Genomic DNA, 15,530 nt, shown 5'->3' on the forward strand with positions numbered 1-15,530 from the left:
ATACACTTTGCGTACGACGCTTTAGCACAGCAAAAGTGACAAATTAGCACTTAAGGGATAACCATAACATACCCAGCTTGCACAAAATTTGTTAAACTAGCGAGTACATCCGCCTGATGAACACTGTGTTCGTTAGGGGTGATCGAGAACACCGTTGAGGAGTAGATGCATGGCAGAGCGCGCCGCCAAGCAGTTAGAACTAAATAAATCTGAATTACCCAATTCCATTACCGAAGTTATTGCCACTTTGTCCCGATCTGGGTTTGATGCCTATATCGTCGGTGGCGGCGTGCGCGATACCTTGTTAGGCCTACGTCCAAAAGACTTTGATGCGGTCACTGATGCCAAGCCTCATGAGATCAAAGACGTCTTTGGCAAGCGCTGCCGCATTATCGGTCGCCGTTTTCAGCTGGCGCATGTTTACTCTGGACGCGAGCTCATTGAAGTCGCTACTTTTCGCGGTCCGCCCACCAGTGATGCTAACACCAACCAAGATGGTATGATCCTGCGTGACAATGTTTGGGGCGATATTAAGCAAGACTTCTCGCGTCGTGATTTTTCTATTAATGCGCTTTATTATCAACCGCTAAAAGGCGTGGTACATGACTTTTGCGGAGCGCTTGATGATATAGACAATAAGGTAATTCGCCTGTTAGGTCATGCTCCGGTGCGTATCGAAGAAGATCCTGTACGTCTGCTGCGCGCGCTACGTTTTAAGGCCAAGTTAGGTTTTGAGTTTGATGACGAGTTAGCAGGGCAATTTCACGAGAGTAATTGGGCTCTACTGGAACAAATATCGCCCCATCGCCTCTATGATGAAACGCAAAAGATGTTTACTGGTGGCTACCTAGTACCGCTGCTACCGCTCTTGTTTGAGTCAGGTGCAATCGATAGCTTGATGATATATCCACCCGCTGAACCAAGTCCACTGGTCAAACAAGTGGCTATTAATACCGATAAGCGTATCGCAGCGGGCAAGAGTATCAATCCGGCGTTCTTTTATGCGGCGCTATTGTGGGAGAACTACCTACATCAGTTAGAAAAAGCCAAAAACCGTAATATGCCTTTTGCCGATGCACAGATGCATGCAGCAGGTAAAGTGATCGATCGTCAACGCATCAAAACGGCGATTCCTAAGTTTGCCGAGCAGTTTATCCGCGATATTTGGCTATTGCAGCCCAAACTTGCTGCGCCGCGTACCAAGCAAATTGTACAACTGTCCGAGCATCCGCGTTTTCGCGCAGGCTTTGACTTTTTATTGTTGCGTGAGCAGTGCGGTGATAGCGATCATCCTTTATCTGAGTCTACTAACGGCATGGGCGAGTGGTGGCAGACGTATCAGACCTTGTCTGAAAAAGAGCAGGCTCAAGCGATCGATGATTTTGATGACAGTATTCGCCGAGGATCGTACAAACAAAATCAGCGCTCGCGCGGTCGTAATCGTCAAAAGCAAAATGATTTGCAAGAACAAAGTCATTCTAATAAGCACAATGATACTGATCACAACCAAGACAAAGCTAAGCCACAAGAGACTGCGCCGCCTATGAATGATGATTCAAATGTACCCACTCGCCGCCGCCGTCGCCGCGATGATACTCAGTCTTTATCTACAGAGCTACAAACGTCCTCTACTAAACCGAAACAAGCTCTCAATGGCAAGCAGCTGGCAAAACAAGACCGTAAAGAGCTTGCATTACTAAAGCAGTTGTCATTAGCCAGTAGTGAAAATAAGCGTGCTAAATCTAAATCTCAGCCAGAGCCGCTATTGGTAATAGAGCATGAAAAGGTAGTGCCGCCACTACAAAAACAGCTGGAGGTGGATAAATCGGCTAAACCTAAATCTCGCCAAGTCTCGGCTAAAAATAAAGCATCTGTTGCTGATACTGAGTCGGTTGATATAAAGTCGGTTGATAAGAAGTCAGCTAGGGATAAAGAAACGAAGAGTAAGCCGTCTGATATTGCTCTTGAGAATAAGCAGGCGTCAAAGGCTAGCAAAGAGAGCAAGCAGTTGCCTGCACAAACGCCGCAGCTGGTTACGGCAAATAACGAGCCGATACCGCACAAGCGCCGCCGCCGTCAGCCTAGTACTACCTTCTCAGACGTTTTGAGCAAGTCTGATACCCTGCCTACTCCAAAGGTGGCAAGTCGCGATAAGAATAAAGATACGTTGACTGACAAAGCACAAACGACTAACAAAGAAGCTAGTAAACGAGAAGCTAAAACGACTAAAAGTAAAAAATTGGCTACGCCAAATCAGAGCAATACAATCAGTAGTCAAGGACCTGTGCCCGCAAAACGTCGTCGCCGTCAGCCTAGTACTATCAGCACTGACAGTGTTTAAACTAATATAGTGTTTAAAATAAAATGGCAAAGATAACAGATGATAAGTGGGTAACCGCTTATGTTGGTTTAGGAAGCAACCTAACCAACGAGCTGGGTACGCCAATGGAGCACTTGCAGTTCGCTATTAAAAGTTTGCTTGCAGCAGATCAGATAAAAGAGGTACAAGTGTCCTCATTTTATCTATCAGCGCCAATGGGGCCACAAGATCAGCCAGACTTCGTTAACGCAGTCGCAGGCTTTGAGACGAGCCTACCCCCGTTTGAACTACTAGCATTTTGTCAAGGGTTAGAAAACAACGCTAAGCGCGCGCGATTGCGTCACTGGGGCGAGCGCAGTTTAGATGTTGACATCTTGTTGTATGGTAATGCGCTGTTAGCAGAGCCGACTTTGATAATACCGCATGCAGGTTTGTATGAGCGCAACTTTGTTTTGATACCTTTGCTTGAGCTTAAGCCAACCCTCAAAGTTGCAGGCGTACCACTTATCAATTGTGCATCCAGTACAGACTGGACAGGGTTAAAGAAGTTAGGTGACAATTAGACAAGTCTATTGTTACTGATAGTGGGTTCAACATAAAAACGATACAACGGGACTGGAATGCTTTTTTTAAAACATAGGTTGCGCAGCATCGAGCAGCGTAGACACAGCACGCCAGTAAAATTTATACCAGTTCCGCGTTTAAATATAATGTATCTGTTTTATTTAGAATCGACTATATCAAAACTATTTATTGCCAAGTTATCGAGAAATGTATGACCACTTTATCTACGCTAAAAAATCTCAAAAAAGACGGGACTAAATTTACTTGCCTGACCTGCTATGATGCCATGTTTGCGCGCATGATGAACAAAGCAGAGATTGACACGATATTGATCGGGGATAGCCTAGGTATGGTGGTTCAAGGTCATGACTCTACGCTACCTGTCAGCGTCGACGATATGGCTTATCACACTGCTAATGTCGCGCGTAGCAATGACAAAGCACTGATTCTGGCTGATTTGCCGTTTATGAGTTACGCCACTTTGCCAGAAGCAATTGCCAATAGCCGCAAGCTTATGCAAGCGGGCGCCCATGTCATCAAGATAGAAGGCGGCAGCGAGCTGTGTGAGCTTGTGACTACCTTAGCGCAGGCAGGTACGCCTACTTGTGTACATCTTGGTCTGACCCCGCAGTCGGTCAATGTCTTTGGAGGTTATAAGATTCAAGGACGTGGTGATGCTGCCGCTGACAAATTGCTTAATGATGCCAAAGCTTTGGTAGAAGCAGGGGCGGCGATTATCTTATTAGAATGCGTGCCCGCTGATTTGGCAAAATCTATTACGCAAGCTATTGATGTGCCTGTGATTGGGATAGGCGCAGGCGCGGATACCGACGGTCAAGTGCTGGTCATGCACGATATGCTAGGTATGGTACATGGGCGAGTGCCGCGCTTTGTTCATGACTTTTTGACCGATGAGCGCAATACACAGCACAGTATCGAAGGCGCCTTTGCCTTATACCAGCAGTCGGTCCGCGAAGGTAGTTTCCCAAAACAGCAGCATCAGTTTGATTAGCTGAGTATCTTTTATAACTAGAGCTATTTATGCCTACTATCTACCACCGTATTTCAGATTTGCGCTCAGCCTTAGCGTCCAGCCGATGCAAGTTAGATAAGCCAAAGCGCATTGCATTAGTGCCGACGATGGGCAACTTGCATGAGGGGCATTTGGAGCTGGTCAGTATCGCAAAACAGCAAGCTGATATCGTTGTTGTTAGTGTCTTTGTCAATCCTACCCAATTTGGTATTGGTGAAGATTTTGACAGTTATCCGCGCACTTTGGACGAAGATGTCAGTAAGTTGACCACCGTTCACGCTGATTATGTCTTTGCACCTAGTATTGATGAGATGTATCCTGTACTGCCGCCGCCAACTCTAGTGCTTGCAGGTGCTATCACAGATCAATTATGTGGTCAGTCGCGTCCTGGGCATTTTGATGGCGTTGGTATTGTGGTCTCAAAATTGTTTAACATTGTACAACCCGATGTAGCTGTATTTGGACAAAAAGACTATCAGCAATTAGCAATTATTAAGCAGCTAGTACGTGACTTAAGCTACCCTATTGAGATTATAGGAGCCCCTATTGTCCGCGCTACCGATGGCTTAGCACTATCATCGCGCAATCAATACTTAACGGGTATAGAGCGAAAGATTGCCCCGTTATTACATCAAGAGCTACAGCAACTGGCTAAGCAGCTATCTGGTACTTATGATAATGATGAGCTAAATATGCTTATAAGTAATAGTCGGCAGCGACTAACTGATGCAGGTTTTGTTGTCGATTATTTAGAAGTCAAAACCGCGCAATTAGAGTCGATTACTGATAACGGATCTAATCTTAGTTCAGAGTCTGCTAATGCCATTATACTCGTCGCCGCGAAGCTAGGGCAGGCACGTCTATTAGATAATGAGCCGTTCACTTTTAAGTAGATAGTGCTGCAATACCCAAAAAATTTGATAAATGAATAGACAAAGGTAATTGATCATGGATACGGATAATAAAGACGATAATCTAGATCAAACCTCGTTGTCTGATACAACGGTTATATCTGAGATCACAAAAGAAGAAGTCGTGAGTATCTTAGTAGTTTCTGGTCGTTCAGGATCAGGCAAGACCTCCGTGCTTAACATTTTGGAGGACTTGGGATATTACTCTATCGATAATTTGCCCTTGTCTTTAGTCCCTCAAGCGGCGCAAAGGCTCGTCGGAGATAGTGGTATAAAGCGCTTAGCGCTTGGCGTTGATATTCGTACGCCGCGCGCAGATTTATCAAATTTTTCTACTATACACGACACTCTTAAGCAGACTTACGGTGAGCAAGCGGTTCAGGTGGTGTATGTAACCGCGCAAGATAGCACCTTGGTCGCGCGTTTTAATGCCACGCGCCGCGTACATCCATTGATGACCAAAGACACGCTGAGTACTGAGCATAGTACTAACAATTTACCTGCAGCTATAAAAAAAGAGAGCGATTTGCTCCAGCCTATCTTTAAGCGCGCGGATATGAAAATTGATACTAGCATGCTAAATATTCATCAACTAAAAGAGCGTTTGCGCGATTACGTTGGCGTTGACAACAAAATCGTTATCAACCTGCTATCCTTTGGCTTTAAGTACGGCAATCCTATTGATGCCGATTTTGTATTTGATGTGCGCATACTTCCAAACCCGCATTGGAACCCTAAGTTACGTACGGCAACTGGGTTAGATCGCAAGGTTAAGGAGTTCTTTGCTGACTATCCAGAAGTGGACGAGATGGCAGAGGATATCAGGACGTTTTTGGAGCGCTGGTTACCTAATTTTTTACATAATAATCGTCATACGGTCACTGTTGCTATCGGCTGCACAGGTGGCAAACATCGCTCAGTCTTTATCACTCAGCAACTACAAGACAGATTGGCAGCAAACTTGCCTACAGATTTGACAGTGGCAACTAAGCATCGCGAAAAGCATATGTGGTAGCTGCGTCTTATTTATTTTTTATTATTATATGGATAGTACTATGGTTGACTGGTCAGAACAGGACATGCGCGTCTCGCGTACTGAGCTTAAAAAAGCGCATGAGCGCTTGCAGGCTTTATCGATACCCTTGTCAAATCTATCAAAAAAACAGCTCAAACAATTACCTGCCAGTGACTACTTTATGGCAGAGCTGATGGCGCTCACTGATATTACCAGCGCCAATGCTCGCAATCGCCAAACCAAACGCGTGGGCAAACTGATTGGTGAAGAAGATCGTCATACTTTAATCAAAGCATTATTCGACGCTTACTTTCCAAACGAGCAAGTTGCCAAGATCGAGAGCTGGTATGGTAGGCTTAATATTAATGATGAAGGCACATTAAAGCAATTTACTAAACAGTATAAAGCGTCTGAACATAATAGCCTGCACCAACTGCTATTATGGATTGAATATGCTAAGTACAAGCAAGACGATGAACTACTAGCTGAATCACAAGAAGATCTTGCAACCTATATTCGTGAAGTCACTATTTTGTCAGATCTAAAGTAGCTTGTCAGGCTTATGACAAATTAGAGAGTCTACTCATAAAATCGGTAAACACTAAATTCACAACGAAAAAGCCAATCTTTAAGGATTGGCTTTTTGCATTTAAATCTAAACAAGACTAAAAACTATTTTTTCTCAGCACGTACTTTATCAACGAGATAATCAACGACTTTAGGCACTTTAGCGCCTTCACCAGTCACGACATATTTACCTTGGACCACTACCGCTGGCACGCCTGATAATTGATAGCGCTTAGCGCCTGCTTGTGAGCGACCAATTTTGGTGCCGACGGCAAACGAGTTATAAAGACTATTAAATTTCTTTTTATCGACGCCTTTTGAAGCATACCAGTTGGCAAGGGAGGCCTGATCAAACAGCTTTTTACCGTCTTTATGAACGGCATCAAACAACGCGTCGTGGGTTTTGTTCTCAAATCCAAGTAACTGCGCAGCATAAAATCCGCGTGCGCTGGCTTCCCAAACAGGATTTAGCGCCGCTGGCGTCTTAAAAAAAGCCACATCTTTATCTTTAGTTTTTGCCCATTTTTCCATGTGCGGATTAAGCACATTACAGTGCGGACAACCATACCAAAAAAACTCACGGACGATGATTGCATCACCGCTAATATTTTCTGGATTATCAAGTACTCGGTAATCCTTGCCTGCTACATAATCAGCTGCCTGCGCGCCCATAGAGGCAAACCCAATAGCCATCGCCAAACCAGTCAGTGTCATGACACGTTTCATACGTTTTCCTTAAGGGATAAAGTCTTAAATACTTTGTAAAGTGAGAGACATAGTGTTAAGCGATGGTCGCTTAGCACCACATGCAATAACGTAAGCTATAATAGCTCAAAACGCCGCCTTTTGTGAACCGTATTCTTAACTAACCGTTGTAAAGCTGTGAGCTATTATTTAGCGACTCTTACTTAGCACTATAAAAACAAAATATTGTCGATATTGATAGCGATTTAAAAGAGTCGACAAAAAGCAAACTCGTCATGTTCTCAAGTTAACAATACCGCTTATAATAGCCCACGTATGTATCGACCTAAATAGACGCACTCATGATAATATTAGGTTATAAAATTTATGACAATACATATATCTAAGGAAAATCCTATGAGCTCAGCGCCGCATGCTGCTACTGATAATCAAACAACGACTAATACAAACACAATCAATGTAGATCCTAGCGAAGTTGAAAAGTTTAACAACTTAGCCGGCGAGTGGTGGAGTAACACAGGCGCCTTTGCAACTTTGCATGAAATTAACCCGCTACGTCTGAACTGGATAGAGGACAATGTCAAGAGTGGCTTTATAAGCGATGATACTGATAAAACATCTGATACAGGTCTGGCTGGCAAAACCGTATTAGACGTCGGCTGCGGCGGCGGTATTTTGTCTGAATCTATGGCGCGTCGCGGCGCTGACGTGACGGGTATCGATTTGGGCGATGAAAACCTCAAAGCAGCGGCGGTACATGCCAAGCAAAGCGGCCTTGAGAGTACTCTGCGGTATCAAAATATTCCTGTAGAGGAGCTGGCAAAAACGCACGCTGGGCAGTTCGATGTGGTGACTTGTATGGAGATGCTCGAGCACGTACCAGATCCAAGCTCTATTGTTACCGCCTGCTTTGAGCTATTGGCGCCAGGCGGGGTTAGCGTTTTATCTACCATTAACCGTAATCCTAAATCCTATCTGTTTGCTATTATTGGCGCAGAATACGTGCTGCGTCTGCTTGATCGCGGTACTCACGACTATGCCAAATTTATCACTCCAAGCGAGCTTGATAAGATGGCAATTAATGCTGGATTTACTCGTCAAGACATTATAGGTTTGCATTATAACCCGATAACCAAGCGCTATTGGCTGGCACAAAACGTTGACGTCAACTATATGATTGCAGTGCAAAAGCCGATGGTTTAAGCCTATGGCTAATGATGGTTAGCCATAGCAACTTGTATTTTAAATCTCAGCTTTTAGAAAAAAGCATTACCTCTATTAAACCTATCTACGAAAAGAGTGTGTAATTATGAGCAAATTTATAAAAGCAGTTTTATTTGATCTTGATGGCACCTTGATAGATACAGCCGCTGATTTTGTGCGTATTATCGGTAAAATGAGTCAACAGAATAACTGGCAAGCGCCGCCTGAAGCGCAAATTCGTGAGCAAGTCTCGGCAGGCGCTTCTGCTATGGTCAAGCTGATGCTACGCCATAATAATCAAGATCAAGTCACAGAAGAGGAGTTACTAGCCTTTCGTCAGCAGTTCTTAGATGATTATGAAGCGGACATTTGCGTCGATAGTCAGGTGTTTGATGGACTTGAATCTGTACTCACAACTTTAGAGCAAAAAGGCGTTCCTTGGGGCATTGTCACTAATAAACCGCGCTACCTAGCAGAGCAGCTACTACAAAAAATGGATTTGGACGAACGCTGCGCCGCCTTAGTTTGTCCCGAAGATGTCGCTCGCTCTAAACCTGATCCTGAACCTATGTACATGGCGTTAGAGAAACTTGCTATACCGCGCGGCGCAGCTGGCTGCGTACTGTATGTCGGCGATCATATACGCGATATCGATTCAGGTAACGCCGCTGGCATGCCAACTATTTTGGCAGGCTATGGCTATATTCCGCCTGAGGACCAAAAGACTTTGAAAAAGTGGGGCGCAGATTATATTGTCAACACGCCTGAGCAGCTAAGCAAGTTGCTATTGGCGTCAGGTACATTTGAGTATATTTAAAATTTTATTCTTTATTTAACCAGCTGTGAGTATAAGCATGACCGATAAGAGCACCCAGTCAGCAACCCAAAATAAAACTACGCCTTCGTTAAACCATGATGATATTCGAAACTTCAATGCGCAAGAGGACTGCTTGGCAGGCAAACGTATATTGGTAACTGGCGCAGGCGCTGGTATTGGCCGCGTTGCCGCTTTGACTTACGCGCGTTATGGGGCAACGGTATTATTACTGGGTCGTACCAGTAGTAAATTAGAAGCGGTCTACGATGAGATCGAGGGCGCAGGTGGTAAGCAGCCTGCTATATTGCCAATGGATCTAGAAAAGGCTGACTACAATGAGATGCGCAATCTGGCATTGTTAATCGAAAACGAGTTTGGTCAGCTGGACGGTGTTTTACACAACGCCGGTATACTTGGTGATCTGACGCCACTTGAGATGTACGACGTCGACACTTTTGCGAAAGTCATGCACGTCAATGCTACCGCTACCTTTATGCTCACGCAAGCATTATTACCGCTACTCAAAGAGAATGATAATGGCTCTATTGTGTTCACATCTAGTACAGTAGGGACGCATCCACGCGCATTTTGGGGTGCTTATGCCCTCTCTAAGCAAGCAGTGGAAGGTATGAGTGATATCTTTACTCAAGAGACGCAAAACACCACAAGCCTGCGCTTTAACTGTATTAATCCAGGTGGCACCCGTACTAATATGCGCGCGCATGCCTTTCCTGGTGAGAATCCAATGACTCTCAAAACGCCTGAAGACATTATGGCAGGTTATGTATGCTTAATGAGTGACGAGAGTATTGGCGTTCGCGGACAAGTTGTCGCCTTGCAGCCAAAATCATAGCGCATTGAAATGTTAGAACCTAGCCCCATCTAATTGTTCTTAAAGACTTTTATAGCTCCTAACAATAAATGAAAAGGATTAGGTTATGGCAGGTGGATGGTCAAGAGATGGCGCTGAACATGAGCAGATGGATGCAACGGTCAATGATGCTTTAGATCGCGTACGCAGTGCCATACCCAAAGGTGAGAGTAGCGAGTTTTGTGATGAGTGCGGCAATGAGATTCCAGAGGCACGCCGAAAGGCTTTGCCTGGCGTACAGCACTGCGTGAGTTGCCAGACGGAACTTGAGCAAGCAGCAAAAGCGTCTGAGCTATTTAATCGACGTGGTAGTAAAGACAGTCAGTTGCGCTAATACATTTAACGTACTTACCTGTTTGTTTTACAAACCCTTTTATCCCATAAGTACCTGAGTCACCAAAAAGTAGGCGGTCACTATACTCAAAAGTAAAGCTGCCAAAAAGACGTAGCCATCTTCGGTGATTAGTCCAATAGCAAACAATATGATAGCGGCCGCGGGTATCATAACAGCAAAGGGTACAACCTCTAATGGGATCATAGCTAGGGCAGCAAAAACACATACTGCTGCTGCTAGTTTTTTTGCCTTATCAGAGCTCAATACTGTCAATCTTGGTTTAACAATCTTATCAATCCGCTTCGTCGCTTTTTCGGCGATAGCGACGCCTTTATGTAGCTTGTCCTGCTCAAAACTCACCTTATCGATAAATTTGGGCAGCCACGGGCGTTGTTTGCCAAATAGCATCTGTATACTAATTAAAGCAATAATGACTCCGCAAACTGTCGGTACTCCCGGTATGCCACCTGTAGGCATAATAGCAATCAAAGCAGGCGCAAACAGTAAAGGTCCAAATCCTTTTTCACTAAGCGCTGACATGACGTCGCCAATACTAACTTTATCAGTGTTTTTGTCAGGTTCAATCTTATGTAGGACTGTAGTCAAGCTAGTGTCAGAATGAGAGGAGTGACTAGCGCCGCTTTGCTCTGTACTCTGAGCGCTTACGCTAGTGTCATCCTTTGAGTCTTTAGACTTTGAACTGGTTTTACTTTCTAACACCGCTACTCCTGAGCGCTTTATTACGCGTCACTATACATTGTCTTTAAGAAGCATCGTTTTTAGGACTCATTGTCTTTAGGACTCATTGTCTTTAGGACTCATTGTCTTCAGGTTCCGCTTCATCAGGCACAAAGACGTAGCCTACGCCCCAAACGGTCTGAATATAACGCGCTTGCGACGGATTATCCTCGATCAAGCGGCGCAATCGTGACACTTGTACGTCAATTGAGCGCTCCATAGCGCCCCATTCGCGTCCACGTGCTAGGTTCATAAGCTTATCACGAGTCAGCGGCTCACGGGGATGCTGTACTAGTGCCTTCAATACTGAAAACTCGCCCGTGGTTAAGGTCACCACATTGCCATCGCGTTTTAGCGTACGCGTGGATAAATCAAGCGTCCACGGACCAAACTCAACCACCTCTAACTGATAGCTGGGCGCGCCAGGCAGCTCACGATTTTGGCGACGTAGTACGGCTTTAATACGAGCGAGCAGCTCTTTTGGATTAAAAGGTTTGGGTAAATAATCATCAGCGCCCGCTTCTAAACCTGCAATACGATCAGCGTCACCGCCCTTTGCGGTCAGCATAATGATAGGAATATCACCGTTGTCTTCACGCAGACGTTTGCAGATACTGATACCATCTTCGCCAGGTAGCATAAGATCTAGTACCACTAAAGAGAACAGCTCGCGCTGCATGAGCTTGTCCATCTGATTGGCGTCGTGCGCGGTACGCACTACAAAACCGTCGTCTTCCAAAAAGCGCTGTAGTAAAGAGCGTAAACGCGCGTCGTCATCAACGACTAATATGCGCTGAGTGAGCGTATCTGCATGAGTGTTATCCGTCATTTATCATATCCTTTTATAGGCTTTATTATAGGCAAAATCTGCTATCGCTTTTACTTGTAATCTTGTTGCTATTTAAATTTTAAGAATATCAGTCACGACTTTTGTGCAATGACTTATTATTTAGCTATCTACCATCAGTGTATAAGATTGCATCACTAAATGCATCATCCATCCGCACAAATGCTGTATGCGTTTGTTTAACAAGGCAGATAGTGACATCTTTTGCTTCATTATGGCTACAAAAACCATGATAATTAAGGATAGTATAAAAAGGATTTTTATTCATGCAGCTTTTGCTATAATGCCAAACACCATTTATCAACGATTGATACGTCTATGAGTAGCACTGATACCTTAACGTCATCGCAAGCCCCAGCAAATATGCAGGGTTTGGATGCAACCACACACGCGAATATCCACGACAAACTTGCTCGCGCGCTTGGCATTAAGACGGCTCAAGTCAATGCGTTTGTCGAACTCTTTGATGCAGGGGCGACGGTGCCGTTTATAGCGCGCTACCGTAAAGAGAAAACCCAAAATCTCGATGATGCGCAGCTTCGAGCACTAGAAAAGTCGCTCAATTATGAGCGTGACATGGCAACGCGCCGCCTCAAGATTATCGAATTGCTAAGTACCCAAGGCAATCTAAATGACGAGTTGCAAGCGCGTATCGATAACGCGACATCCAAGCTTGAACTTGAAGACATCTATCTGCCTTATCGTCCGCGCCGGCGCTCACCTGCCGCCAAAGCTCGCGCAGCAGGATTAGATAAAGCTGCGCAATCGGTATTAACGCAAGAGGTTGCACCAATAGAGGCATTAGCTGACTATCAAGCGCCATCAGTCATCACCGATGATAATGGTAATGAGATTGAGGTAGATTTTGCGGATACCGACAAGCAGTTAGCAGGCGTACAAGCTATTATCGTTGATGAATGGACGCAGGCGCTTGATCTACTCGATAGTTTACGTAGTGGCTTTGCTAAAACAGCGAGCATCGTCTCATCGGTGGCTAGCGAAGAAAAACGCGAAGTGGGTGAGAAGTTCAAAGACTACTTTGAGCATAGTGAAAGCCTTGCACGCTTGCCCAATCATCGCCTGCTTGCCATGTTACGCGGTCGCCAAGAAAATGTCTTAGGTCTAAAAATTGAAGGCGAAGATACGCCCTTTATCGATAAAATCGTGAGTCATTTTGATATTGAGGCTAAAGCGCCAGACGCACGCCGCGAGTTTTTGGTTGAGGCGGCAACTAGTCTTTGGAAAGATAAGTGGCGTCCGCATATCGAGCATCGCTTGTTAACCGAAAAACGCTTAAGTGCTGAGGCGGATGCTATTGATGTGTTTGCCAGTAACTTGCAGCATCTACTGATGTCAGCGCCTGCTGGACGCAAAGTCATCTTAGGCGTTGATCCCGGTATTCGCCATGGCGTCAAAATGGCGGTTATCGATGCACAAGGTCATGTCATGATGGCTGATGACAAGCCAGTTATCGCAACCGTTTATCCTTTTGCGCCTGATAATAAAATGGATGAAGCCAAAACTGTCATTGATGAGCTGTTAAGTACTTATAACGTTGATCTAGTGGCTATCGGTAATGGCACGGCAAGTCGCGAAACCGATGCGATGATTAAAGAGATCTTGGCTGCCAATACTGCTCTTAAAGCAAAAGCGGTCATCGTTAATGAATCAGGCGCCTCTGTCTATTCTGCAAGCGAGCTTGCTAGTGATGAGCTTGCCAATCTAGATGTATCCGTACGCGGAGCAGTCTCCATCGCGCGCCGCCTGCAAGATCCTTTATCAGAGCTGGTCAAAGTCGATCCAAAAGCCATTGGCGTCGGTCAATACCAGCATGATGTCAACCAAAACCAATTGGCTGATAGCTTAGACAAAGTCACGCAAGACAGCGTGAATGCCGTCGGTGTTGATGTCAATACAGCAAGCCCTGCTATCTTGGCACATATTGCTGGTTTGAATAAAAACGTCGCGCAGCAAATCGTCACTTATAGACGTGAGCATGGCGCATTTGCTACTCGGGACGCGCTCAAAGATGTGCCCCGTTTAGGGGTCAAAACCTTTGAGCAAGCTGCAGGGTTTTTGCGTATTCACGAGGGTAGCAATCCACTTGATGCCACAGGTGTTCATCCAGAGAGCTATGAGCTGGTTGATAGCATACTTGCGCAAACGGACAAGTCTCTAAGCGAGATTATCGGTAACGATAGTGTGCTGGGTACTATCGATACTACAGCTTTGGCTAATGATGACAACATCAGTGTCAAAGCTATTTTGGACGAGCTGGCAAAACCTGCTCGTGACCCGCGTCCTGAGTTCAAAACGGCTAATTTCCGTGATGATATCAATAGTATCAAAGACCTTACTGAGGGCATGACTTTAGAAGGCGTTGTAACCAATGTTACCGCCTTTGGTTGTTTTGTCGATGTTGGTGTACATCAAGACGGTCTGGTACATATCTCTCAGATGGCTAATGACTTTGTCGCAGACCCTATGAACCGTGTCAAACCTGGTGATATTATCTCAGTTCGAGTCATCTCTATCGACGAAAAACGTGGCCGTATTGGCTTTAGCATGAAACCTGAAAACGACAAACCTGCGCGCGCGCCAGCTAAACCAGCTACGAGCCGTACGGACTCTACTAGTAGTGACGATAAGCCGAGCCGTGCGCGCAGCAAGCGTCCACCAGCAGACAAACGCTCTGGCGCACCGCGCCAAGGTGACAAGAGTAGAGGTGACAACAATAAAGGCGGCGCGAGTAATCGTCAGCAGGCGCAAAAGCCTAAGGCAGATACGCCGGTCAAAATGGGTACACTTGGCGCGCTGCTTAAAGAAGCAGGGGTCACCAAGGGCAAGAAGTAACTGCTCAATCTTTATTTAACACACAGAAAAGGCAGCCACTGGCTGCCTTTTTTCATGTGCGCCGTTCTAAAGTAAGGATACGATAAACGACTTATCTTAGGACGACACCATATGTCTAAGTACTCCAGTGGTCTAACATTACTGGGTTATGATACGACGAGTTTCTTGTAGAGTTACAGGAACTGTCGTTGTACTATCTGCACCCTCAATTCTTTGCTCTGACTCTAATGGCGTTACAGAGTTTGGCATCATGTTTGGATCTTCCATCATGCTTGAATCTTCCATCATGCTTGAATCTTCCATCATTTTCGGATCTAATTGCGCAGGGTTTGTATCGACTTCGATTTCACCGGGCTGAGTGGCTAGTAGCTCCCCATCAGGACCTTCAATTTGGGCTTGCAAAGTATTGTCTACAGCAGTGGTACGTATATCAGCGGGTGTCACACTACTATCAGTAGCAGCGAAGGCAAAGATAGGCATCATGAGAGTAGTGCCGAAAAGTAGAGATAAAGTACGGTTTTGCATTAGGGTATTCCTTGAGTTGCAAATCTAAGACAAGTCCAAAATGAGTTTAGACTTTTAAGTAAACTAGCATGATTTCCTATTATGCTAATTGAGCTATAGGTCTTACGCCCTAAAAGCAAAAGACCTATAAAGACAACAACTGAGTCATCATTGCTACAACGTTTATGTCAGATAAAATAAAACGTTATAAAAACTTGATGTCCATTGATGATGTCTTAGACGCAAAA

General features: G+C 45.1%; 15 protein-coding genes. 11 read left to right on the forward strand and 4 right to left on the reverse strand.

Annotated elements, in window-relative coordinates:
• Nucleotides 1–169 precede the first annotated feature (169 nt).
• From pcnB to yjgA, 6 genes are all read left to right on the forward strand, one after another.
• Nucleotides 170–2,341, forward strand: a complete 2,172-nt coding sequence (gene pcnB, locus ACTXGE_RS01075; RefSeq protein ID WP_443541191.1) for a polynucleotide adenylyltransferase PcnB — start codon at nucleotides 170–172, stop codon at nucleotides 2,339–2,341.
• Nucleotides 2,342–2,364: 23 nt separating this feature from the next.
• Nucleotides 2,365–2,883 (forward strand): 2-amino-4-hydroxy-6-hydroxymethyldihydropteridine diphosphokinase, encoded by a 519-nt coding sequence (gene folK, locus ACTXGE_RS01080; RefSeq protein WP_317199641.1) that lies wholly within the window; start codon nucleotides 2,365–2,367, stop codon nucleotides 2,881–2,883.
• 212 nt (nucleotides 2,884–3,095) lie between these two features.
• Entirely contained in the window at nucleotides 3,096–3,896 is an 801-nt protein-coding gene (gene panB / locus ACTXGE_RS01085) for a 3-methyl-2-oxobutanoate hydroxymethyltransferase (RefSeq protein ID WP_317199640.1), read from the forward strand.
• 29 nt (nucleotides 3,897–3,925) lie between these two features.
• Nucleotides 3,926–4,810, forward strand: coding sequence for a pantoate--beta-alanine ligase (gene panC / locus ACTXGE_RS01090; protein WP_443541190.1), 885 nt, complete (start codon nucleotides 3,926–3,928; stop codon nucleotides 4,808–4,810).
• A 55-nt stretch (nucleotides 4,811–4,865) separates the two neighbouring features.
• Nucleotides 4,866–5,843 carry an RNase adapter RapZ gene (rapZ, locus tag ACTXGE_RS01095; RefSeq protein WP_443541189.1) on the forward strand — a complete coding sequence of 326 codons (978 nt, stop codon included), beginning with the start codon at nucleotides 4,866–4,868 and terminating at the stop codon, nucleotides 5,841–5,843.
• Between the two features lie 40 nt (nucleotides 5,844–5,883).
• Nucleotides 5,884–6,393, forward strand: a complete 510-nt coding sequence (gene yjgA / locus ACTXGE_RS01100) for a ribosome biogenesis factor YjgA (RefSeq protein WP_317199637.1) — start codon at nucleotides 5,884–5,886, stop codon at nucleotides 6,391–6,393.
• Between the two features lie 122 nt (nucleotides 6,394–6,515).
• On the opposite strand, the gene ACTXGE_RS01105 is transcribed toward yjgA, so the two are convergent.
• Nucleotides 6,516–7,136 (reverse strand): thiol:disulfide interchange protein DsbA/DsbL, encoded by a 621-nt coding sequence (locus tag ACTXGE_RS01105; RefSeq protein ID WP_317199636.1) that lies wholly within the window; start codon nucleotides 7,134–7,136, stop codon nucleotides 6,516–6,518.
• Between the two features lie 375 nt (nucleotides 7,137–7,511).
• On the opposite strand from ACTXGE_RS01105, the gene ubiG reads away from it, so the two are divergent.
• From ubiG to ACTXGE_RS01125, 4 genes are all read left to right on the forward strand, one after another.
• Nucleotides 7,512–8,318 (forward strand): bifunctional 2-polyprenyl-6-hydroxyphenol methylase/3-demethylubiquinol 3-O-methyltransferase UbiG, encoded by an 807-nt coding sequence (ubiG, locus tag ACTXGE_RS01110; RefSeq protein ID WP_443541188.1) that lies wholly within the window; start codon nucleotides 7,512–7,514, stop codon nucleotides 8,316–8,318.
• 106 nt (nucleotides 8,319–8,424) lie between these two features.
• Nucleotides 8,425–9,135: an HAD family hydrolase gene (locus ACTXGE_RS01115; RefSeq protein WP_443541187.1), complete on the forward strand. Its 711-nt coding sequence runs from the start codon at nucleotides 8,425–8,427 to the stop codon at nucleotides 9,133–9,135.
• Nucleotides 9,136–9,172: 37 nt separating this feature from the next.
• On the forward strand, nucleotides 9,173–9,988 hold the full coding sequence (locus ACTXGE_RS01120) for a YciK family oxidoreductase (protein ID WP_443541186.1): 816 nt from the start codon (nucleotides 9,173–9,175) through the stop codon (nucleotides 9,986–9,988).
• A gap of 85 nt (nucleotides 9,989–10,073) precedes the next feature.
• Nucleotides 10,074–10,340, forward strand: a complete 267-nt coding sequence (locus tag ACTXGE_RS01125; RefSeq protein WP_317199632.1) for a DksA/TraR family C4-type zinc finger protein — start codon at nucleotides 10,074–10,076, stop codon at nucleotides 10,338–10,340.
• A 39-nt stretch (nucleotides 10,341–10,379) separates the two neighbouring features.
• Here ACTXGE_RS01125 and ACTXGE_RS01130 read toward each other — a convergent pair whose 3' ends face one another.
• Together ACTXGE_RS01130 and ompR are read right to left on the reverse strand one after the other, a co-directional pair.
• A complete protein-coding gene (locus ACTXGE_RS01130; protein ID WP_435950053.1) occupies nucleotides 10,380–11,060 on the reverse strand; it encodes an exopolysaccharide biosynthesis protein in 681 nt (226 codons plus the stop codon).
• A 91-nt stretch (nucleotides 11,061–11,151) separates the two neighbouring features.
• Complete coding sequence (gene ompR / locus ACTXGE_RS01135; protein WP_317199630.1) at nucleotides 11,152–11,907, reverse strand: osmolarity response regulator transcription factor OmpR; 756 nt, start codon at nucleotides 11,905–11,907, stop codon at nucleotides 11,152–11,154.
• 336 nt (nucleotides 11,908–12,243) lie between these two features.
• Between ompR and ACTXGE_RS01140 the strand changes: the two genes are divergently transcribed.
• On the forward strand, nucleotides 12,244–14,778 hold the full coding sequence (locus ACTXGE_RS01140; RefSeq protein ID WP_443541184.1) for a Tex family protein: 2,535 nt from the start codon (nucleotides 12,244–12,246) through the stop codon (nucleotides 14,776–14,778).
• A 138-nt stretch (nucleotides 14,779–14,916) separates the two neighbouring features.
• Here the strand turns inward: ACTXGE_RS01140 and ACTXGE_RS01145 are convergent, their stop codons facing one another.
• A complete protein-coding gene (locus tag ACTXGE_RS01145) occupies nucleotides 14,917–15,303 on the reverse strand; it encodes a hypothetical protein (RefSeq protein WP_443541183.1) in 387 nt (128 codons plus the stop codon).
• Between the last annotated feature and the right edge of the window lie 227 nt (nucleotides 15,304–15,530).

The organism is Psychrobacter sp. T6-4, assembly GCF_052258425.1.
In the GTDB taxonomy this organism is placed as follows: Bacteria; Pseudomonadota; Gammaproteobacteria; order Pseudomonadales; family Moraxellaceae; genus Psychrobacter.